At 31.9% G+C, this 24,365-nt stretch carries 15 protein-coding genes and 1 pseudogene; 2 read left to right on the top strand and 14 right to left on the bottom strand.

What is annotated here, in order from left to right:
- Positions 1 to 7 precede the first annotated feature (7 nt).
- Entirely contained in the window at positions 8 to 370 is a 363-nt protein-coding gene (locus tag ACHRVZ_RS15660) for a hypothetical protein (protein ID WP_395423656.1), read from the top strand.
- An 811-nt stretch (positions 371 to 1,181) separates the two neighbouring features.
- Here the strand turns inward: ACHRVZ_RS15660 and ACHRVZ_RS15655 are convergent.
- From ACHRVZ_RS15655 to ACHRVZ_RS15620, 8 genes and pseudogenes are all read right to left on the bottom strand, one after another.
- The gene (locus ACHRVZ_RS15655) at positions 1,182 to 1,547 is read right to left on the bottom strand and encodes a hypothetical protein (RefSeq protein ID WP_395423654.1); all 366 of its coding nucleotides are present in this window, start codon (positions 1,545 to 1,547) and stop codon (positions 1,182 to 1,184) included.
- A gap of 230 nt (positions 1,548 to 1,777) precedes the next feature.
- Positions 1,778 to 2,527 carry a LytR/AlgR family response regulator transcription factor gene (locus tag ACHRVZ_RS15650; RefSeq protein WP_395423652.1) on the bottom strand — a complete coding sequence of 250 codons (750 nt, stop codon included), beginning with the start codon at positions 2,525 to 2,527 and terminating at the stop codon, positions 1,778 to 1,780.
- A 520-nt stretch (positions 2,528 to 3,047) separates the two neighbouring features.
- Entirely contained in the window at positions 3,048 to 3,929 is an 882-nt protein-coding gene (locus tag ACHRVZ_RS15645; protein WP_395423650.1) for a helix-turn-helix domain-containing protein, read from the bottom strand.
- A 561-nt stretch (positions 3,930 to 4,490) separates the two neighbouring features.
- Positions 4,491 to 5,438, bottom strand: coding sequence for a type IX secretion system membrane protein PorP/SprF (locus ACHRVZ_RS15640; protein ID WP_395423648.1), 948 nt, complete (start codon positions 5,436 to 5,438; stop codon positions 4,491 to 4,493).
- Positions 5,438 to 6,664 (bottom strand): gliding motility-associated C-terminal domain-containing protein, encoded by a 1,227-nt coding sequence (locus ACHRVZ_RS15635; protein WP_395423647.1) that lies wholly within the window; start codon positions 6,662 to 6,664, stop codon positions 5,438 to 5,440. Before ACHRVZ_RS15635 ends, ACHRVZ_RS15640 begins: the two co-directional genes overlap by 1 nt.
- A 136-nt stretch (positions 6,665 to 6,800) precedes the next feature.
- On the bottom strand, positions 6,801 to 8,165 hold the full coding sequence (locus ACHRVZ_RS15630; protein ID WP_395423646.1) for a TlpA family protein disulfide reductase: 1,365 nt from the start codon (positions 8,163 to 8,165) through the stop codon (positions 6,801 to 6,803).
- Between the two features lie 403 nt (positions 8,166 to 8,568).
- A pseudogene (locus ACHRVZ_RS15625) lies at positions 8,569 to 8,769 on the bottom strand (IS3 family transposase); the annotation flags it as partial.
- An 18-nt stretch (positions 8,770 to 8,787) separates the two neighbouring features.
- A complete protein-coding gene (locus tag ACHRVZ_RS15620; RefSeq protein ID WP_395424147.1) occupies positions 8,788 to 9,354 on the bottom strand; it encodes an IS3 family transposase in 567 nt (188 codons plus the stop codon).
- Between the two features lie 256 nt (positions 9,355 to 9,610).
- On the opposite strand from ACHRVZ_RS15620, the gene ACHRVZ_RS15615 reads away from it, so the two are divergent.
- Positions 9,611 to 9,862 carry a hypothetical protein gene (locus ACHRVZ_RS15615; RefSeq protein ID WP_395423644.1) on the top strand — a complete coding sequence of 84 codons (252 nt, stop codon included), beginning with the start codon at positions 9,611 to 9,613 and terminating at the stop codon, positions 9,860 to 9,862.
- A gap of 824 nt (positions 9,863 to 10,686) precedes the next feature.
- On the opposite strand, the gene ACHRVZ_RS15610 is transcribed toward ACHRVZ_RS15615, so the two are convergent.
- The 6 genes from ACHRVZ_RS15610 to ACHRVZ_RS15585 form a co-directional block, all read right to left on the bottom strand.
- Positions 10,687 to 12,915: a GH92 family glycosyl hydrolase gene (locus ACHRVZ_RS15610; RefSeq protein ID WP_395423643.1), complete on the bottom strand. Its 2,229-nt coding sequence runs from the start codon at positions 12,913 to 12,915 to the stop codon at positions 10,687 to 10,689.
- A gap of 710 nt (positions 12,916 to 13,625) precedes the next feature.
- Positions 13,626 to 14,804, bottom strand: coding sequence for a glycoside hydrolase family 76 protein (locus ACHRVZ_RS15605; protein ID WP_395423642.1), 1,179 nt, complete (start codon positions 14,802 to 14,804; stop codon positions 13,626 to 13,628).
- 59 nt (positions 14,805 to 14,863) lie between these two features.
- Positions 14,864 to 15,991: a SusE domain-containing protein gene (locus tag ACHRVZ_RS15600; RefSeq protein ID WP_395423640.1), complete on the bottom strand. Its 1,128-nt coding sequence runs from the start codon at positions 15,989 to 15,991 to the stop codon at positions 14,864 to 14,866.
- A 36-nt stretch (positions 15,992 to 16,027) separates the two neighbouring features.
- Positions 16,028 to 17,653 (bottom strand): RagB/SusD family nutrient uptake outer membrane protein, encoded by a 1,626-nt coding sequence (locus ACHRVZ_RS15595; protein WP_395423639.1) that lies wholly within the window; start codon positions 17,651 to 17,653, stop codon positions 16,028 to 16,030.
- Between the two features lie 16 nt (positions 17,654 to 17,669).
- Positions 17,670 to 20,744: a SusC/RagA family TonB-linked outer membrane protein gene (locus ACHRVZ_RS15590; RefSeq protein WP_395423637.1), complete on the bottom strand. Its 3,075-nt coding sequence runs from the start codon at positions 20,742 to 20,744 to the stop codon at positions 17,670 to 17,672.
- Between the two features lie 1,604 nt (positions 20,745 to 22,348).
- Complete coding sequence (locus ACHRVZ_RS15585; protein WP_395423635.1) at positions 22,349 to 24,358, bottom strand: hypothetical protein; 2,010 nt, start codon at positions 24,356 to 24,358, stop codon at positions 22,349 to 22,351.
- Between the last annotated feature and the right edge of the window lie 7 nt (positions 24,359 to 24,365).

The raw sequence follows: 24,365 nt of genomic DNA, 5'->3' as shown, positions 1-24,365 counted from the left end.
TCTTCCTATGAAGTCTATTACTGATAAACAAAATCAAAAAATACGAAAAATAACGCCAGCAGGTGTTGTAACTACCCTTGCGGGAAGTACAGAAGGTTTTGCAGATGGTCCAGGTGCTACAGCACAATTTAAAACTCCTACGAGTCTGGCTGTAGATGCTACAGGTAATGTATATGTTGCGGATACAGGTAATCATAAAATACGCAAAATAACTCCAGCGGGTGTGGTAACTACTATAGCAGGAAGTACAATTGGTTATAAAGACGGTACTGGTACATTAGCACAATTTAATGGTCCTATAGGCGTTGCTGTAGATGCATTAGTAATGTATATGTTGCAGATCAAAGTAATCATAAAATACGTAAAATAACGCCAGCAGGTGTTGTAACTACCATTGTAGGAATTCCAATCTCAAGGACCTTACACATCTTCTCAATCGGAAATAGATTTTAATTAGTCAAAATGAAATCATATATCAGTGACCGTTCTGGAAAAGATGCCAATTGCTTTTTTTAATATGTCTCGTTCCATCTCTGCATCTTTAAGTTTCTTTTCCAAAAGAGCAATCTGTTCTTGTTCACGAATCTGCTTTACATTTCCATTGCCTGGAAAAATATCAAGACAAAACTCAAGGTGTTCCTTTTTCCATTTGTAAAGCTGTGGAGCAGTTATACGAAGTTACCGAGCTAACTCTGATATATTAGTTCGTTGAAAGATTAATTCTACTACTTTCTCTTTAAAAGCACGGTCGTAAATCTTACGCATTTATTTCATAACTGATAAAGTTAAGTTTTATTCTTAACTTTCAATGCAGGCTAAGTTAGCAACTCCATACAGTAAAATGCGACATGTATTTTTCAAGATATAATACAAAGTACCATATTTCTTGATAAAATCAAAAATGGAAGACATGTGAATACCTATATTAACATAAATCACTTGCGGAAGCATTGAAGATAACTTGACTAGTAATTAAAGATCCCATGGGTTTAATTGCGACTAATATATTTAATTTAAAAATTTATTTTTAACAAAAAAACTAAATTTACAACTCAACTAGACAACATTCAAAAACTCCAACATAAACGAAGTAGTTCAAAACAGCACTAAGGCCATTCAACATATAAATAAAAAATAATTCACCAAAATCATATAAAAACAATCTGCCATCGATCACGTTTCTATAAAGTATATGCAATCTGAAACACCTCATTAAAATAAATACGCAAATCATTTCTAAATACATTTTTCGTCTCAAAACAATCAAGAGCACCCATGTTTTTTATATTCCTAAACTTATTCACAAACCTAGGGCTATGATTACAAACAAGAAGTTTAACCCCATATGCATAAAGCCTTAAAAGATCGATCATATCATCTTCAGAATAAAAAACAAAAACAATTAAAGAAAATCCATTATTAATTTCACTTCCATACAAGATAGACTCCTTTTCTCCATTTATAAATTTAATATCTTTAAACTCATATTTTAAAAATCTAGAAAAAAAATGATAATTATCAAAAACAAGAACTTTATTAGAATCCATAACACAAAAATTATTAAATAAAACTTATAAACTTTAATTATCACTATTTTTAACTGATTATATATATAAGAAAGCAACCAAATTTCGTTATAAAATAATCTCATAAAAAAACAAAGTGCACTAAAATACTTTATACATCTAGAAATAAACAAACTACACCTTTACGACAATCGAAACTACTTTATATTTTTTTCTACTAAATAAATCATCAGACTTAAGAAAACTTATAATTAATTTCTTAATTTAATAAATCGGTTAAAACTTTCCTGCTTTCTTTTAGAAACAGGGATAGTCATTCTATTGGCAAGTTCACAATAAACCCCGTCTTTCTTAACAATACTTATCAAATACTTAATATTAATTATATAACCATGGTGTACCCTATAAAAAAAAGAATTGTCTAAAATTTTCTCATATTCACCAAGATTCTTACTAGAAACAATTTTTTTACCACCAAATAGAAAGAAAGTTGTATACTTACCATCCGCCATACAAAACATAACATCATCTCTTTTAATAAAATCAATTTTATCAAGTGATGATATTGCCAAGTATTCGAAAGCCTCATATCTTTTTTTTATCGAATAATCATTAGTATCATTGATGGCGCTTTGTTTTATAGCCTTAATAGCTTTATTCATTGCAAGAATAACGCTCTCAACATTCAAAGGTTTTAATATAAAATCAACAGCATTATTTTTAAAAGCATTTAATGCAAAATCTTTGTCTGATGAAAGAAAAACAACAGGGATATCCCCCAATGAAAACTTATCTAAATAATCAAAAATAATAGTATCATTAAACATAACATCTAAAAAAATAATATCTGGCCTATTGCAGTTAATTTCTCTAATTCCATCATCAATAGACAACAAATGGACAACTGAATTAATATTAATACAAAAATTTGAAATTATCTTTTCTAGAATTAAAACATCAGTAAGTACATCATCTATTATTGCAACATTATAAGTATTCATATATTCAATATATTTAAATTAAGGCATTATTACAAATAAATTTATTCTTCAACTAAAGGTAAGGACAGCTCTCTGCAAGTAAGACGGAAGATAAACAAACGTAACTTTTAAATCGCAAATGTGCCTTTTAAAACAATAAATGTCATAAAACATTATTAATCTAATAAAAATTTAAGAACAAAATCCGAATTCAAAATTATGTAGAAAGCTTTAAATTAAACAAAAAACAAGTTGTTTTATAGTCCTAATCTGCAAAATAGGACTACTTTAAAAGACCTAAAGCCTTCTAAACGAGAAAAAAGCCACCATAATTCCTATAAGCTCATTTCAATCAATTTAAGTATCTTCCAAAAAAAGATTTAAACATAAAGTAATCTCTAAAACATACACCTACAAACAAAAAAAACTAAATCACAGCAAAATTAATTTTAGAAAGAAAGAAAGAAAGAAAGAAAGAAAGAAAGAAAGAAAGAAAGAAAGAAAGAAAGAAAGTGTGAATACATATTCACCAGTGTCACGTTTACTCGATCTGTCTTGCGAAATATTCAGAAGGAGTACAACCTACATTTTTTTTAAAGGCTGTATAAAATGAATTTTTAGAATTGAATCCAGCTTCAGAAGCAAGCCCCTCAAGTGATAAAGATCTTCCAAATTCACTATATCTGTTTTCTATAATAAACTGTATTCTGTATCTGTTAATAAAATCGCTATAATTGCAACCATATTGATCGTTAATTACTATAGAAAGATAATGGACTGGAATATTACAGTCTGCTGACAAATCTCTAATACTGTATTTTTTTTGTAGATATGGTTTTTCATGCTCTAAGTACCTATCAAGTGTTTTCTTATAATTCTGAGTCTTTACAAAAGATAAAACTTTTCGATTAATCATTATCGGCAATTCAGTAGATTCAGAAACCAATACCTCATCTTTAATTTCTTTCATACCATAAAGTATTCTTGGGTTAAAAATTAGATTTATAGTGCAAAAAAACTGAGTAAATCCTAAAGGTAAAACTGAATACACTCGCATATCAACCTTGCTAAAGAAAAGAACATATGAAGCAAAAACAAATAAATAAGTTAAGCTGTGGAAGAAAGTCAAACGAACAAGCCAATTCCAAACAACTTTATTTTTTCTCACCCAAATACGTTCCTTCTTATAAACAGAAAATAAAATAAGAGATTGAAAAAATTCGTAAACAATACCAGTAAATGTTTTAAGAAAAGGATGAAAATTAGCTGGCAAGAATCCTTCTTGCTGCTTAGAAAGTATCTCCACATGAGAAAACGCATACCTTAAATATTCTATTTTTTCTTGAGTCGGCATCAAGTAAAAAGGAATAAATTCAATAAAATGGAGCAACGCAGGAACAAAATGCAACCAATCCCATTTCAAAAAAAAAGATTCTTGTCTAATAGTAGCTCTAACATACAAATAAAAAAAAGGTGCAAGAAGATATTGAGTGAAGATCCCTAACCTATATGCGTGAGGAAATTTCAAATAAAAACCATCAACATAAGTAAGACCATTTAAAAGAAGAACTAGAGATATATTAAAGAGTCCGAACCCAAGAAGACGATTAGCAAATCTTTCTGACTTATTTATGAACATAAGAACTATTGCGCACAAAGTTCCTGAGAAAGAGATTGCAATAAAAAAAAAAAATATATATAAATCCAAAATAATCTTAAATAAAAAATGTCTCGCTATTAATAAAAAACTTCCAGCGAAATAACAAAAAAAAACATAACATTCAAGATGCTTTTCTAATTTCTCACGTTATATAGAATATATTCAAACAAAAAGAGAGCCTGATTTTAAACTAAAAGAAGACTTATCTTACTTTAATATAAAAACAGACTCAAATTACTAATAACAAATGTAATTCTAAAAAATCAATAATCTAAAAAACACCTAAACGTCGAATTGACTTCATTAAAAACAAAATAAAGACACTTAGAAATACCCCCCTAATGATGATCTTTTTTGAGTTTTAGATAAAAAATCAAATCTTAAAAAGATCTCATGCGAACCTGTATTATAATTTCTCATACTTTTTGTTTCCAAATCATAACTATAACCAATAAACATTTTATCATTTATTTGAAAACCTGCTAAATTACAAATTGTACCACCAAAACGATAAGACATTCCAATTGTAAACACATCATTTACCATGAAAGTAGCTGACGTATATGTTTGTACACTATTTTCTCCAATTTTCACTAATAAGCCAGGTTTAAATTTTAAATAATAATCCAACTCAAATATACGATCAGCTGTAAAAAATAAATTCATTTTTTCTTTTGCAATACTACTGACAGAAGCACTACTTGAATATTTATCATAAAACTTTGTTGCTAATAAATTAGGAACAGAAATCCCTATAGAAGTGTTTTTATTATAAAAATAAAGACCTGCCCCTATATTTGGTGAAAATTTATTTCTTATGTTATCCTCAAAAACAGGATCTGCTCCATCTTTTAAATACAATTTAGTAAAATCAACATTTAAGAGATTTGCTGATGCTTTTATTCCAAAAGATAACCGACTTTGAGTACTTAATTCTATATTGTAAGAAAAATCAGCAGATACAGCGACTTGGTCGGAAGGTCCTATCTGATCTGAAATGATCGACATACCAAAACCTAATCTTTTATCCTTTAAGGAACTATTAATCGACAACGAAGACGTTTTTGGAGCACCAGGAACTCCAACCCATTGAGCTCTATATGCCCCCAGAAAAGTAGTAATTCCATTTGTTCCAGCAAAAGCAGGATTTATAGATGTAAGGTTATAAAAATATTGCGTATAACGCTCATTCTCTTGAGCATTTGCAGAAAAAAAAATCATCAAAAAGAAAAAAGAAAGAAAAATATTCTTTGTAAAAGTATAATTAGTCATTATCTCAAATTTATATATAAATAATTAGATTTCTTAACTCTGCGCCCAGTTAACGTATCAAGATAGTCAACCGTATAAAAATAAGTCCCAAGAGGAAGTAATTTAGAACTGTCTTGATCCGTAAATCCTTTAAAAACATTACCTTTGCTATTATAAGATTTTGTTTCAAAAACAATCTTACCAAAACGATCAAATACTGTAACCTTATTATCAGGATAAGAAGACAAACCTTCTATCATTAACTCATCATTTAAACCATCACCATTAGGCGAAATTCCAGGATGCAAAGCAATAATCTGTTGTGATGAACTCACTGATCTTGCAAGAGTAAATACTCCATAGTCAGACTTAAAATTTGAAACTGCAGTAACTTCCTTCTTTGAAAAATCTACAACTCCTCCTAAATCAACCCACAACTTTTTTTCTTCATCCCACCCAGCAACATGAAGATTCTCAAAATCGGACAATAACAATGAAGGCGTTATCGACTCATCCCAAGTCAGACTAACAAAAAAATTCCCAGACAATGCATTCTCCTTTTGAACTACCCAATACTCAACATTATCAATCAAATTTAAAGACGTTTCCATATTAGCTACTGGATAATTAATATCTGGCGTACTTAAAAAATACCTACCTGACAAAGAAGCATCCAAACTGCTTGGAGCAGTAATTGACACCGGCCTAAACTTACCTCCATCACCAATCGGAAAAGTAAAAGCACTACTTCCTCTTTTTACAACCGGTCCATTAACATAACTAATATCATCAACATTCTCGGCAACAGCATTATCCTCAAAATACAACACACCTCCTTTAGCATCAACAATGCCTTTTTGAAAATAAGCTTTACCATAAATCTTAAGATTAGAAGACAACTCAAAACCCGACTTCTCAGTATTAAACACAAGATTATAAAAGTCCGAAACACCATTACCTGATATCAACTGACTACCAGGCTTAATTCCTTCAAATCGAACAATCCCAGAAGAAACGCCAGAAGTAAAACCAAGCGTTCCTTCATTCTTAAAATCATCATACAACGAAAAATCACCATCGTTTACCAACATAGCACCTTTATTATTCTCCAACAAGGAAACCAAACTTAAGGAAGTTCCAGAACTAACACTTAGAAGCCCATGATTACTTAATTGAGAAAAACACAAACAAGGAGCAGACGCAATTAAAAACAAAAGCCTAAAACTACTTTTTTTCTTTTTTACCATAATTTTTTTTATTCAAAACTAAATTTAGAAGACCTTAAACCCAGTTCAAATTAACAATACAGTAAAATTAACCCTCCCCGCCGACTATACCATTTAGAAAGTTACAAGTGAGGCATTATAGCGAACAATTGTACACCTACTTACTCCCCCTTAGAGAAGAGATTACCGCTTCTGCGTGCTCAGCTGAAACTGGCTTCGCAATAATATTTTGATTTCGATCAAGAAGATACATTGTAGGAGTTGCAAAAACGCAATAATCCAAAACAGATTCTCCTTCCCACGATTTATAATCACAGGTAGAAATCCATAAAAAATCTTTAGAAAACAAATGAAAAGAATCCTTATCAGTATCTAAAGACACGAAAACAATTTCAAGATCATCATCTCTTTTCCATTTCTCATAAAAAGGCTGTAGCTTAGGTACTTCTAACTTACATTTATCACACCAACTCGCTCCAAAGACTACAAGCTTATATCTAGATTTTAAATCTGAAAGTTTATAGTACCCATTTACAGGTTCAGAAAAAACAATATCCGAAGCAATTCTCCCTATTGCCATCTTACGATATTGTTCAAATAAAGACTGATGTTTTACATCCAACATACAGCTCTGATTATCGAGAACTGAAAGAGCAAGATATTCCGCAGAAAAAAACAAACTCCTCTTTTCTAATATATTAAAAAACTGCTGACACATGACTTGAGCAATCTCAGGTTTATCTTTTAAAGTTTTTAACACCGAATCAATACATAAATTTAAATTTACCTTCAATTTATCCATATCGGCACCAGCATAACTTTCCATAAACACAGCATAACCCTCGAAAAGATCCCTGCTTAATCCCGAACTAACTAACCTCAGATCACCAAAATCTAGACTATTAAATTCTAATTGATTCTTAACAATCCTATTAGTATACCTAGTAGCAGCTAAGGGCATATCAGAAATAAGTTTCCTTAATTTCAAATAATACGAAACATACAAATTCGAAGGTAAAGTTTCAAAAAAAACATCAAGCAACTTTTCTTGACTCTTAAACTCCTCCTTCAAAAAAAGATCAACTGAAGATCCAGAAGAATACAAGGTCATCAAATAATTTAGACCTGATTTTTTACTCTCCACAGAGCTATACAAATCAAGACCTTTAGACAGAAAATCATTCTCAGGTGAATTTAAAAACTTTAATCTGGAAAAATCTTCATATCTATCCCATTGAATTTCAAAATTTTCCTTATTCAACATAATAATAACACTACTCCCATCCACTACCTCTAAAATAGCAGCACCGGAATAACTTGATGGATAAACTATTTTAACCATACCATCGGAACCAATATTAGATTTAGAAAGTATTTTAAGTCCATCCAAATCATAGCCTTTAACAAAAACATCTTTACCAACACTTTGAGGAAAATGTCCAGTAATTGAGTAATGGGTCTGTGCCGAAGTTAATGCACAAACAAAAAAACATAAGTGAAAATATAGCATTATAGACTTCATTAATTAAATTATTAGTTTTAAAAACATAGTTAAATCAAAATTAATCTCTGCCAAGTCTAAAAAAACAAACAAATTAATAAGAGTCACAAAAAAAAGAAACAATTAAAAAAAAAAAAAAAAAAAAAAAAAAAAAAAAAAAAAAACATAGATACATCATATGTATTCAAACTACAAATCAAATAATCCAAAAATAAACTTAAACAAAAACAACATCAAGGAAGAATACACTACTTTTCTAAAACTTGCTGGTAAGATTATACAATACCATCAAAAAGTATAAATTAAACTGTATGGATACGCAAACTAAAACTGCATTAAAAGTTAAGCTTCATTTTTTATGTCATTTTTTTGATTCCAGAATTCTTTGGACTTACAACAAAGAGTCAGACAAATTTTCTAAAACCTATGCTACACTTTCAATTTTATAAAATTTTAGTTCCATATCTTTAGGTGTTTTGTACCCCAAAGAAGAATGCAGACGTTTTCTATTATACCATACTTCTATATATTTAAAGACTGCTAATTTAGCGTCTTCAATAGTTGTGAATTTATGCTGATAAATAAGTTCTGCTTTAAGGGTCTTGAAAAAACTTTCAGCTACAGCATTATACCAACAATTAGCTTATCTTCTCATACTTTGGGTGATTAAAGTATTTTTATTAATCAATTTTCTGAATTCTATCGAAGCATATTGTATTCCTCTATCTGAATAAAAAAGTAAAGATTCTTTTATTTCTCTTTTTGATACTGCCATTTTCCAAGCTGGAATAATCGTTTGATCGGTATACATTCGTGTGCTTAATGACCATCCTAAAACCTGCCTGTCATATAAATCAATAATAGTGGTAAGATATAACCAGCCGGCAGCTGTCCTTATATAGGTTATATCAGATACCCAGACCTCATTAAGTGATTTTGGTGTAAAATTTCTATTGAGATGATTACTGCACACTGGATATCGATAATTAGAATCTGTGGTCACTTTAAAGCGTCTTTTAAGTTTACTTCTCCAGTCATTAAGAAGCATCAATTTAGCAACTTTCCTTTTGGATATTTTATATCCTTTCCTTTTTAGCTCTTCCTCTATTCTGGGACTTCCGTAAGGGATTAGTGAATGTTTTTTTTGAGAAGACCTCAATTTATAAATACGCTCTACCTTGACACCTAGTTCATCTGCTAATTCTTTGATGTTTTCTCGCTCGTAACTTAATAGTACTGCTGATGATTTAAACTCAGCACTGTAAACTCGTTTTTCATAATTCTAAGATATTTATTTTTATTTAAACAGTCTTAAAATTTATGTCCCAGTAAATGTAGCAACTCCAAAACTAACATGTTAAACCATTTAGACCTATAACAAGCCCAGATATTCAAAAACGAAATAAAGTTCTATTACTTTTAATTAACTAGCAGGAAAATATAATTACAAATAATCTTTTAAACAGATGGATGATAAAAATATATTCAAACTTTTAAAGAAAGGAGAAAAGCTACAAGATCGAATGAGAAACGTATTAAAAAAAAATAATTTAGAAAATTTTCAAATAGAACATCTACCGAAAGATGACTTTGAAGAATGGAAAGCATTATATGAACAAAGCATTATATTAACAAAAGAAATAAGTTCACTTATCGAAAATGAAAACTTCTTAAAAAGAAATACAGTATTGAATTTTAAAAAAAATAATCAGCTCTAAAAATCATATCCGAAAGTTTGATTATAGTTCCATTATATCACTAGTTATAAGCCAAGCATAATCTTTCTTTTATTAACTATCATATAATTTTTAAAAAAAGGTTTTAGAAAAACATTCTCTAATTAGTTAAAACAATACTAATACTTCGAAAACGCAAATTACAAGCTATTTCACATTATAAAACTTATCACTTGTATATAATATCATAAAATGAAATACATCTTAAAAACTTATCTAGGACCGCCAAAATGCACAAGAGTCATCAGATTCACGAACTATCATTATAAAAATTAATACAAACACCGTGACAAATATTATACGAAAAAACTACTTTTGAATCACAACTAAAACTGAAAGTATCACTTTTTTTTTATTGATTTCAAACATAAAGCAATAAGATGTTTTTATTTTCAAGTACAGAAGGATTACAAGATGTTAAAAAATCAGAAATTATCTTCGGGTGTTTAGCATTAACATCTTTGGTTATTAGTACCAAAAATTTTTATAATTTAAGCCATGAAATTCACAATGATCAACGAGTTTTCCATACTCTAACAATTTATAAAAAAACTTCTGCAAGTTGTTGCTTCATTGTAGTTCAATTCAATAATACTCTTATAGCAGTTAACTCTTGAGTAAAATATTCTAATTAAGTCCTAGCTAAATTATGTTCTTTTACATCTACGTAAACCAATTACAGACTTTCATATTCTGATTTAACTATAAATAGATAAACAACAATATAAAACTTTCACTTAACTACTCTACAAAAAGCTGCTATTAAAAAAACTATTTGATTACAAAAAACTTCGAGATTATAACAATTATTTAGTAGTAATTTCAATTTCACCGCCAGATAAAAATAAATCATGTGAAATAAAATAACTGTTAATTTTAGATGAATTTACTTTTATTGCTTCCATACTTCTTTTTTTATTAGGATTTTTAATGGTAACTGCTTTTCCAGAAGGCGTTATCCATAATACTTCATCAAAAATAGGGACAGTTACAATATATTCAGGATCCGCAGGTGAAAGAGGATACAACCCTAACGCTCCAAACACATACCATGAAGACATTTCACCAGCATCATCCATGCCACACATTGCAAGTTTTTCGTCGCCAATTCCATACATTGTATCTAATATCTCATCTATAAACTTTTGAGACTTTTCAGGTTTATTAATAAAATAATAAGAGAATGGAGCCTCATGATCCGGCTGATTTCCATGACAATACTGCCCTATAAATCCAGATAGATTAGCAAAAGCATAATTTGGATTCCATTTTTTGGTAAAAAAAAGATCTAGCTTATCCTCAAATTTGCTTGCACCATAAAGATTAACCAATCCCTGCATATCATGTGGAACATAAAATGATAAATGCCATGCATTTGCTTCTCTATACATATATTTAAAATATGGAAGCTCTTCATTAAATGGGGTCACCCATGCTCCATTACCTAACCTACCTCTCATAAAAGTAGTGCTTTTATCAAAAACATTTACATAATTTTTTGAGCGAGCTACCAAATCATTATAATGTTCTGTATCCTGCAACTCTTTCGCCAATAAAGAAAGAGCATGATCATCATAAGCATATTCTAAAGTCTTTGTTACTCCTGATGTAGCATTATCAGTATATGTATTAGGATTCGAAACATACAATTCTGGAACAAAGCCCTTATTAATATATTCCTCTAAATATTCTCTTCCTCTTTTCCACCTGGTATCTTTTGGCTCTTCATTACCAGGAAGGTATGCATTATTCAGTAACAATCTATAGGCCTTAGCAATATCAAAATTTCGTATACCTCTCATATAAGAACCAGCAATAAAAGATGCCCCATGATCACCATGAAAAAAAGTAGGTATATAACCGTTAATGTCCCCTGTATTAATCATTGAACTAATTACATCTGAAGTTACATCAGGAGAAAAAATACTTAACAGAACAAGCTTATTTCTAAAGTCATCCCAAAGTGAAGGTAGTGTGTAATAACGATAATTTTCTTTCCTTACTTTTCCAGAATCATCTGTAAACTGACCATTAACATCACTTCTAAGAGCCGGCCACAGAAATGACCTATACAACATACTATAAAACATTATATTCTGCTGAGCACTCCCCCCTTTTACTTGAATTTTTGAAAGAAGATTCTCCCAAACCGCACTACCTTCTTGAAAAATCTCCTCGAAATTTTTATCTCCAATTTCTGAATTTAAGTTTTCTATAGCATTAGCTACACTTACGTAAGATAATGCAATCTTAAGTGTAACTGGTTTATTATCAATATCTTTAATAGTCACGAGTGAATATCCGTCATTTTGTCCTAATTTTTCTAATTGTATTGTTTCTATCGGACTGCTTAAAGTAGCATAAAAATAAATTTTCTGACCTATTGTCTGCTGAAAACCACTAACCGCATTAGTTCCTTCTTGTTTAATTGTCCAATTATCGACACCATGGTTTGCTTTACCCAAGTAAAAAAGTACTTTCCTTTTTTTATTATTCTTAAAAGTATACTCATGAATTCCGCAATGAAGTGTTGAGCTTAACTTAACATGAACATTGTAATCTTTAAGGCATACCTCATAATAAGCAGGACTAGCTTTCTCCTGATCATGGCTAAAAGAAGACCCAAAAGGATGATCTGATCCAGCTATGGATCCTCCTCCATCTGGAACTGGCAATATAGGAATATGGCAAAAATCCCAGTGCCCTTTATTAGTGTGTGCAAATCCAAATATGTTCTTACCTTCATATTTATAACCTGCACCAGTACCAAATTCTGTTACGGGACTTAACTGAACCATCGCATTTGGCAGCGAAGAGCCAGGGAAAACCAAACCAGCCCATACTTCCAAATTAGCTGGAGGAACGTATCCAATAATTCTAGTATCCAGCAAAGGAGCTGTACCTATAAGCGGATTCACCAAAGAAGTATATCTACCTTGCTTAGGATTATAACATGTTTCTTGTGCACATAAAAAATTTAGTCCACAAAGTAAAATGACAAATGCTCTTAAAAAATATTCAACTATTATTTTCATAAGTAAAAGATAACAAAATTTAAATTAAACCAGTCTTTGTTTTTTATGACAAATACACTAAAAAAATCCAGAACAACACACTAGACCATACAAATCATGATCTTGTAAATTCAGTATTGTTTAATAAATGCACATGCATAAAATCAGTCGTAATATGTTGCTTTACTTTAGATCTAACTACGGATAACAATTCAATAGTAATGAATAATAAAAGTGCATCTCATCGTCAAGTTCAAGCCCCATTCCTTTAGACTGCTTTCGCAAAATAAATAAACAAGTATAGTAATACAAACAAACTTGTGCTTATCAAATAACTAATATCAATTGCAGCAAAATTGGGAATAAAGTAATGAAACTCCAGAGAAAAATAATGCATATGTACATCGTTTTTAAAACTATAAACCTAAAAACATCTTGATGTCTTTAGTATCCAACAATTCAGCTCTCAATTTACTGATTGTTCCATTTTTCTCAGTCAAATCAGGTAACAGAAGCTACGAAAACATTTCGCAGAACAGCAAACAGTCTTACCGTTTGTCTCATACAAACAACAGTAAAATTACTTTTTAATTAATTCAAAGTTTTTTCAAGACTCAAAAAACTAAAAGATAATTTAGAGCAAGAAATCAATTCAATCTGAAATTTCGACTAAAATCTCAAAACTAAATACTTGGATTTTAATTATGCCCTAAAAAAGCTCTATCATCAAATCAAAAACTCCCATCTTTTTCCAACTTAGCTGCAGCCTCCATTAGCATCACACCACTTAATTGTGTTGTAAGATCTGTATTACCTCCTAATGCAGGTGCAACTTTCCAATTACTTCCAGAAAACATATTTGTTCTTAAAATTCCTTTTCTATAAAATGTCTGAGCATTAAATTTAAGAAAGGCTACAAATTTTTCTTTATCTGTTGAATTGATTGTTGACAGCTCCGCCAACTCTGTAAAATAACGTATTAAAATACCTTTGAACAATCCGCCGTCTCCTTGCCCTTCATCTCTCAGAAGTCCTTCAGAAAGAAGTCTTGGACTAGTTAAAACTGTTCTTCCAGATTTTACTGCATCATCAAGATATACCTGCTCGTTTGTAGCTTTATACAATCTTAAACCAGCTCCAATCCAAGTTCCCATATTATAAGTAAAAACCCAGTCTTTATTAGTTGTAATTACCCCGCTTACCTCAGAAATATTATCCCAAACGATTCCAGAAGAGGGGTCCACAAGATTATTTTTTTGCCAAGCATAAATTTTCTTAGCCCACTCCAAATCATCAGATTTTTTATCGATTTCATACAATCTCATGGCAAGAATTATAGCCGGGCCGTTTGAAACTGCATTTTTCTGTTTAGGAGTATCTTGTTTCCAAGTAATCCCACCACCCAAAACATCACTCCAGCTTAATTTTACCCTTCCCCATATATAATCGGCAACATCTTTATACTCTTGATCTTTTGTTGCATCATAAGCACGCAGACAAGAATTTGCCAGCCAAATCATATCATCATTAAAAACGTTATTGTAAGTATTTCCATTTTTAATTTTAATACCTTGAAGCAATGCTTTCATTCTTGTTTTATAATTTTCATTTCCAGTTCTTAAAAAACCATCTACAAAAACATCCAAAACATGTGCGTTAGGCCAATAATTGAAAGTGCCTTTTCCCGTATTGTTTTCAATAAATGTTCCGTTAGTTCCTAAGTATACATTATAAGTGGTCGCTTGCAAAGAATCAGCAGTTTGTGCCCAAGTATACTTAAAATCAACTCCATCTGTACTGTTGGAGTCTCGTAATGGAACTGGATTATCATCACAAGAAATGGTCAGCAACCCCAATACTACAAAACATAATGATAGGATAATAAAGCGAATTGAAAATAATTTTTTCATAATATTCATTTAAAAACGTCTCTCAAAAAAACATCTTTTTAAGAGACGTTGTGGTTATTTTATAAAGCTGTAAAACTATGTGTATAAGAGAGTGCAACTGCACTAAAATTAATTTCTGCATTTACATTTTTGTTATCCACCGTCGAAGCAAATTTAAAACAGTTGTTCCAAAAATCGTCGCTTACAGGAACCATATACCAGTATGAAGCAGAGACATTTGCACCATCCGGCCTGCTATTATCTCCATTGATACTTCCGTACCATTCTTCTGTTGTTACTGTACCGTTTACTACTGTAAACTTAAATTTATAACGCTCATCTCTACCCCATGATTCTTGTTTAAAGCTTATTGCTTTGTTGGTAGCTTTCCATATCCCTCCACCTGCATAAGTATATTCAAATAAATATTGGCTAAGAGGCGGGAACCATAATTCTATTTTTTTTATTTCTGTCATTGTAGTTGAACCGTCACTAAAATCGACTTTTAACTTGTATACTTTACTTTCTCCTGCATAAGTAGTTGCTCCGTCTTGTTTCAATTTACCTTCACTGATGTAAAAAACTTCAGGAGTACCATTTTTTCTAGAAATAAATTTGTAAGCTCCTGCTTTAAGTTTTGTATAAATTTCGAATGAAGTTGCTCCCACTTTCTTAAACGCTTGTGCATCTCCAACTGTTTCTCCATTTTCAGATCCAGCACCTGTTATAAATAATTGGTCTGGAGTTGGAAAACCACCAGGTCTTTGTACTTCAAAAACTCCTGAAACTTTAGACTTTTGAACATTTACACCTTTTGTGGAGTAAACCGTCCATTTCAATTTTCCAATTGCCTCTGATTCTATTCCTGCCAAAGCCGCTATTTTATTCAACTCTGTAAAAGATACATTTAAAGTTTTTTGAAATCCGTTACCATCAGATGGCATAGTATAGATTGGCTTAGAAAAATCGCCGTTTTCTTTATCAAAAACAACATCATAAAGTACTACACCATTGTCCTCTGCTTTTGCACCTTCCCATTCAAAAATAGCTGAACTCTGAGCTCCGAGATCAAAAAATTTGTTATTTGCTGGTGAATAAAGTGTATTAACTACACTCACATTAGTATGTTTCATTGAATCGTTGTTATCACATCCTACAATGAAAATCGTGCATACTAATAATAGTAATTTTGAATATATATTTTTCATGTTTATATTTTTCATGTTTATATTTATTAAGTTAGTTTACCAGTTTGGATTTTGAGATAAATTAGTATTAATCAAGCGCTCATCTCTTGGTATAGGCCATAAATAATGTTTGTTTGGATCAAAAGTTCTTAGATTCACTCTTAAATAACCATTATCTACAGAAGAAACTCCGAACTTAGCCCCGTGTGCATAACCATTTAAAACTTTCTCAGCTATTCTCCATCTTCTGATATCGAAAATTCTTAATCCTTCCATTCCCAATTCTGAACGACGCTCATTTCGAATCACTTCTCTAAGATCTGCCTGTCCTAAAGCACTATTAAATCCTAAAGCTGCTCCATCAGTAAAACCGGCACGAACTCTAATTGCCCTAATGGTTTTATCCCATACCGAACTTGTCATTTGGTTTAATTCATTCTTAGCTTCAGCATGCATCAATAATATATCTGCATATCGAAATAACATTAAATTTAACCCCGAGTTTAAGGATGTTAGGTGTTGTGGATCATAATACTTACGGGTATAATACCCAGTTGGAGTTGCAGATGAACCTTGCACAAATTCGTCTGTAGCATTTCCTGGAGAAGAACCAGGTTTGATATAAATTACACGAGAAGAACCGTCTGTTTCTTTCCAAATATACTGATCGTAAACAACTGTACCTGTCAATCTCGGATCTCTGTTCTGATAAGGATTGTTTTCATTGTAACCAGAACCTGCATCGTTAATTTTCTTTCCATTTAACATTACATAACTATCAACTAACTCTTGAGTTGGTGCCAAAGCATTTAACCTAGCTCCACTTGATAAGGGTGCCATATCAAAAAAATCACCCCACATTCTAAACTGAGGAACATATTGTAAGCTTAAAATATCTTCGCTATTATATTCATTTTGTGGAAGAAATAATCCCTCATAAGAAGAGAAAAGACTGTACTGTCCGAAATTATTTGCTAAAAATTGTTCTGTTACTTGTATAACTCCTGCCCAATCTCCTTCATATAAAAGTACTCTAGCTTTTAATGCAACAGCAGCTCCCACTGTAACTCTACCTCTATCTGCCTCATTTTGTTGTGTGTTCTTTGGTAAAACTGTAATAATTGCATCAAGTTCACTCAAAATAAATTGAACTACTTCTGAATGAGAAGTTCTAGATAGACTTGAGGCCTCTTCCAAAGAAAGATCCTTCTTTATAAGCGGAATATCCCCAAACCAAGTTGTTAATTGAAAATGCTGAAAAGCTCTTAAAAAACGTGTTTCAGCCTTAATTCTTCCAATAATAGCAGCATCAGCATTTGGTACACGATCTATATTCTCTAAAATCAGATTACAAGTTTTAATTCCTGCATAACGATTTTTCCACTCATCTTTAATTCTAGATAATGACGGATCATATAAACCTGCACCTATTGACGCTGCACCGGCTTTGTCTCCTCTACCGTTATAAGCATTATCCGAAAGTGCTTCATTATAAAAGAAATACTCACTGTTCTGCATTTGTGAATACGCCGTACTAAGGAAAGTCTGTGCTTTTTCTACACTTGTCCAGTAAGTAGTATCTGTAAACTGGTTCTCAGGTACAAGATCAAGATCTTCACAACTCGACAATAGTAAAAGTGCTGCTACTGGTAGGAACTTTATTTGTTTAAATATATTTTTCATTTTATTTCTTTTTTTTTTAAAAGCTGACATCAATACCCATTCCATAATATACCTGAGATGGATAAGCTCTACCACTATTTGCACCCGAAGCCGACATACTATTATTGAACTCCGAAAGCTCTGGATCAACAAACTTAACTTTAGATAAGGTTAGCAGATTTTGTCCTGAAACATAAACACGAAATTTACTCATCCCAAATTTTTTTGCAACAGTATCCGTCAAAGAGTATCCAATTTGTACATTTTTAAGTCTTGCATAAGCACCATCATACAAATACATATCAGAACCTCTTCGGAAGTTATTTGTATTTGATTGCGTTCCATTGTTAGCTAAACGAGGATATCTTGCATCTGGATTTTGAGGTGTCCAATAATCCAATTGATGAGCATACATTGTCATACCATAATTATAGTGAAAAGGCTCTACTAGTTCACCTCTAATCATCATCGTTCTTTTTCCAACTCCTTGAATAAAAACACTTAAATCAAAATTCTTATAATCAACATTATAAGTAGCTCCAAAAGTATATCTAGGGAATGGATTTCCAAAAACGAACTTGTCATTATCATCGATCTTACCGTCTTTATTTAAATCTACATACCTATTATCGCCTGGTTGAACGGTAATTCCTTCTGGAACTGCCGCCCCTTGAATTTCTTCAACATTCTGAAAATAACCATCTCTTTTTAGTCCCACATAGGAATTAAAAGGCAGTCCTTCACGAAGTATAACTTGAAGTTCTTCAACTCCAGTTAGCCTCTCTTGCCCGTTAAAACTCAATACTTTACTCTTTGAATCTCCAAAATTCACGGTCAAAATTTGCTTTACGGTTTTACCTTTGTGACGATAACTTGCACTAATTTCCCATCCTCTGTTTCCAACTTTACCTGAATTAAAATCAGGCAGATCTGCACCATAAACCCCAGGCACTTGTGGTGGAACCAAAATATCAGAAGTTACTTTATCAAAGAAATCAAATGAAAAACTCAAAGCTCCCTTGAAGAAGTCAGCATCCAGACCTAAATTAAATGTTGCTGCTTTTTCCCACTGAATGTCAGGATTTGCAAAGTTAAAACCGGTACCACTCTGCACATTATTATTAAATCCATAAGCATTCTGGTAAGTAAAATAAGTGGTTTGATATTGGTAGTTTCCAACGTTTTGATTTCCTAGAATTCCGTAAGAAGATCTTAACTTAATATTTCCTACATTGTCTTTGTAGCTTTCCATGAAACTTTCCTTACTAAGTCCATAGCCAACAGTAAATGACGGAAAGAATCCCCATCGTACCTCGTCTCTAAATTTTGATGAACCATCATATCTAAAACTGAATTCGGCAAAATATTTATCTTTATAATCATAACCTGCACGTCCAAAAAGAGAATTAAGACTGCTTTTCGAAGAAGCTGGATTACCATTTGAATCTGTTCCATTTGAAGTAAATGAATTTTTCCCTATAACAGTTTCAGTTGTTGGCGTCCCTAAGCTGTAGTCATTAAACTTCGTATACAAAGCCGATCTTCTTTCTGAACGATTCTCATTCGAAACACCCACTAGACCATTAACATTATGATTTCCAAAAGTCTTAGTATATTCCAACAAAAATTGAGTATTCAAGTCAAGGCTTTTTTGATTTTCTTCATTGGTATCGCGATCTGCTCCATAAACACCTTGCGACAAGAAGTCAACCTGCATAGTTCTCGCATATAAGTTTCCTGACCATAAACGTCCTCCAAAAACTCCCTTTACTTTTAAGCCACTAGTTATTTTATACTCTGCATTAAAAGATCCAAAAACATCATCATTATCATATTTTCTAAAACCTCCTTTTTCTAAAATACCTAATGAATTATATTGCTGTAAAACATCATTGGTTAAAAAATTACCATTTTCGTCTTTTTGAGTATAATACAATGGAACTCTATATGCATCGACCATTAAAGTGCTTGTACTCGAAGAGTGATCACTAATTTTTTGTTTAGAGTAGGCCAATGTAGAAGTAAACTTAAAATTATTATATTCATTGGTAAGATTTATTCTAAAATTATATCGTTCCATACCTTTTTTTGGTCCAACAAAATTACTTTCCTGATCCAAATACCCAAACGAAACAAGATAAGTCGAATTTTCACCACCTCCTGAAACCGAAAAATTCTGATTTAACTGCAATGCAGGTTTTACAATTTCTTCTGCAAACCATTGCGTATCTCCTTTTGTTTTCAATTCTGCAATTTTATCTGCGGTAAAAACCGCTGTCGATTCACCCGAATTGTAAGCCGCTTCGTTTCTCAACATTGCGTTTTCGTAGCCGTGAACTGGATTTGTAAAGAATTTAGAATTATTGAATCCAACAAGACCACTATATTGAAGAGTCATTGGTTTTCCCTTGCTCCCTTTTTTTGTTGTAATAAGAACAACTCCGTTACTTGCTCGCGATCCATAAATAGCAGCACTTCCCGCATCTTTTAAAACAGAAACACTTTCTATATCGGCAGGATTCAAAGCATTAATATCACCACCCACAATTCCATCAATTACAATTAAAGGACTATTATTACCTAATGTACTTACCCCTCTAATATTAAGATTTAGTCCGGCACCTGGCTCAGAATTTGTCTGTTGAATAGTTAAACTGGGGGCTTTTCCTTGCAAAGCCAATGTAGTATTAGCGCTGGGACGACCATTAAAAGCCTCGCTATTAACCTGATCTACAGCCCCTACTACTTTTCTTTTTTTCTGCGTACCATAACCTACCACAACAACTTCGTCTAAGGCTGAAACATCAAAGTCCATAGCCACATTAATAACACTTTTATTATTTACCTTTATGTCAACTGTTTTATATCCAATCATAGTAAATCTTAAAGTAGTAGTACCATTTTTCAAAGCAATAATATAGTGCCCGTCAAAATCAGCATTAACAGCGTTTCTAGGATCACTAACATCCATAACAGTAGCTCCCGGGAGAGACAACTTCTCTGAAACAGATGTTACAACCCCAGAAACCTGAATTTTCTGGTTCTGCGCGACAATTTTATCAAATCTCGTTGAGAGAAATACGATTATAATAAAAAACAAACTAAGCCTCATATCATTTTAATTTTAAAAGTTTAATTACTTTATTCTAAGCAAGCTAAAAGTTAAACAGACACGTTTAGTAAAAATCATTAAATCGCTTATCATGATCACGATTCAAAAAAAAATACAGAACTCAACAAAGCTATTATTTTAACATTTATTTTACCTTGTTATTAAATAATCGGATCATTTTATGTCATAAGTGAAATTAAAAGTTAAAAAAATAACATATACTAAATTATTAATTCCTCAAAAAAATACATAAACTAATTTATATATCAATTGAATTCGTTCTATTTGGCAATAAAACTGGCCTAATACAAACCACGAATCGATAAACAATGCAGACGAAAATTTACAACCCAAGGATATTAACAATTCGAAATTATACTTAAAACCAAAGTTTTTCTATCGATAGTCTTAAATTACTGATACTTGAGACTCCAATAATGTTTTGCTAAAAAAATAGAAGAAACATAGCTATTACCCTAAGCAAAAGACAACAAAAGGAAAAGTTCGCAAACCGAAATAAATCAAGCTAATTTAGAGCCACGACGCAATTTTACTTAAACTTTAAAAAATCTAATTTTCTGAGTGTTTAAAAGATCGAATTACAAATTCTTGAAAATCATCCTAAACTTACTTCCAATTTGAAACGCTTTATTTAGCCATAAAAGAGATTAATTAAGATCCTAAAAAATATAGTAGTTTCAAATTACGCTCGAAAAAATTCCTCATCGCTATTATTATTTCGGTTTTTACTATTTGTTTACATCAGGCACATCTTTATACTACCTAAAAAATATCACTAAACAAAAAACATTGAAACCTAACAATATCAAACACTTATTAATCAATAACACATCTCCATTTTTTAAGAAATAAATCAGTTATATACTATGATATTTGAAAGACCAACACCGCTTTCTACAACATCAAGAGTAGCATTTTTAATATCGCAATAGTGACATTGGAGTGCTTTTAAAATTTGATAATAAAAATCAAATAGCAAACGATCGTCTATTTTTCTAAATAATAAAGAAAAAAGTTTATGAATACACTAAATTTTAAAAAAAAACAGCGTATTTTAACTAATAAACACCTGAAAGGCAGAAAGGCAACAACCTTACCAATGGATTGCCAGCAGTAAAGAAGAATTGACAAGAAGCCAAATTCTTTTACCCAGAACCAAGCTAAAATTATCTATACCCTAAGCGAAACAATTTATATGACTTTCTATACATTTAAAAAGCGCATAATCTTACATTGCGTTTACGGAATATCTAAAAAAAACAGGATTTGGAAGAATATTATACATTAATACACGAACGTATTTGAATACTATAAACAAGTCAGGTTCTATTAAAAACTTGCTTAAATAAAGTAAGTTATACTAATGAATCTTTCCAATAAAAAATCAAACTATACCCTTATAAAACGAAAGAGACCAGCCAAAAAAAATGACTGGTCTATTAAATTTAAATAACCTGAAAAAGTAAAAATACAAAGTAATTATAGTTAAATAGATTTTACAGTACCAAAATCACATTAGAATTTAAAAACTAAAATATTATACTATATATTACATTAAATTTACATACAAGGTTAGAAAAAAATTAATTTTTAACACAACGAACAGAAAATCCATAAGCACGACCAATAGCAGCCGTAAGTGCTGTTGAAGAATCAATACGGAGACGTATTGCATATTGAGCATTTACACTACTAGTCCAATAACTTCCAAAGACTGTCTCATCATAAACAACACCTGTATCCCCCGTACGTGTCCCAGCAGCTATCAATTTCAGAGGGCTGCTATAAGCAGTAGCTAAAGACGTAATTTTAGATCCTGCACTAATTTCCGCATTAAACTCTGTTATTGTAGGCAATCTATATAACGGAGGACATGGATTGTTAATCCCATTAACACCCTGCCACAAGTTGTCATTTTTTGGAGATCTCCAATCAAGATCCGATGTAATAATAAAAGATGAAGATGTAGGTTGGTCACCAGCAGAAAGCATAGTTGTTGTACCATTAACAGCCGAACTACCTGTAGCGCTAGCACGGTTAATACTTGCATGACCATCATCACCATCACGTCCCCATTGAAATAAACAACCATAAGCAAGATGATCAGTTGAACTAGTAGCACTCTGATAAGCACCTAGATTTCTATCCATCCAAACCTTTCCGGCATTTCCTGTAACAGGGACTATAGTACTTTTTACATACGCTCGACTACAAGCTGCTAAACCAGCAGTTAAAGCTCCTGGCGTAAGTACACCAGTACTAACACTTGGTATTCTTGAAACTGCAAATGCTCTACCATCAATATCACCAGAAGGATATCCTGACAAAGGAAAATTCAACGTTTTAGTACCTGTTGTTGACCATGTGCCACCAGATACACCTCCAAGAGTTATATTAGTGGTATTTCCTATCGAACCACCTACCGTAAAAGCACTATAAGTACCCGTTTTTGTAACCTCAAAAGTAACTACAATATTCTTACCCGATGAATCCACCCCTATCACCAAAGGTGCACCGCTTAAAGCGGCACTAGTAAAAGTAGCAATCGCAGAACCTCCAGTTACAGCATCAGGATTTGGCTTAAAACTAATATCGCTACTATAAATTACTTGACTGCTAGCTATAACATAAAATCTAAAATACTGTTGATCTGTTGACGCAGTATTAAAATCAGGAACCGTCAAAGTAACTGTTGGATTAGCAGTAAAGGTTTCAACATTTAATTTTGCATTTAAATCAGCCAAAAGTGCCGGTGTAGATAAAATTACTTTATTAGTTGTAGGACTTGCAGAAGTACCAGAATAGTAGCCATACTCCGTAACTGCTCCTGATAATGTACCAGCATTAACAGTTAGAATACCATTAAAAGTAGGTTCTATAGCAGTTGGACTAGAAACACTGAGTGCGCTAAAACTTGGATTAGCAACATTAAATACCATAGGATTACCATAACCAATACCTAAATAACTTTTTGCATACATTCTGTAATAGTAAGGAGTAGCACCCAAAGAACTAACTGGAACAGACATCGCCGCCCCTTCAGTTGTAACAACCGAACTCGTTGTTGTTTTCATATTAGGAGCAATGGCACTTCCATCTGCATCAAGAAGCGGAAGAGTGGCAAAATCACCATTAGTTATAGGTATATACACAACTCCAGTTTCAGTAGGAAGTGCACCACTAACCTCAACTAAAGTACCTTTTATTGTAACAGCTGTAGTAGAAGTTCGTGTTGGCTTATTTGAACTATCTGTTCTTCTCCCCGTTTTCACTACTGCTGTAGTAGTCATAGTAAGAGGTGCCCAAGCCGACCCCATATAGATGCAAAGCTGCCCCGAGGCAGGTTCTGTTGATACATTACAATCCGTACACCAAACTTGCAACCCTGGAGGCGGAGATACTATTGCATTACGCTGAACCTTAGTCATACGAGGAGGAAGAAACCCTTTACTTGTACTTTCAACATCAAGAGCAGCTCTCTCATTTATTGAATAAGGATTCGTACCTAATTTAAGTACCTCCTGAGCTGAAGAATTACTTACCGAGCAGCCGAAAATCAAAAATAATGCTACATTTTTAATATTTAGAAACATATAATAA

The sequence above is a fragment of the Flavobacterium sp. FlaQc-57 genome, assembly GCF_044007395.1.
GTDB lineage: Bacteria > Bacteroidota > Bacteroidia > Flavobacteriales > Flavobacteriaceae > Flavobacterium.
This window is presented reverse-complemented; position numbering and strand designations above follow the sequence as displayed.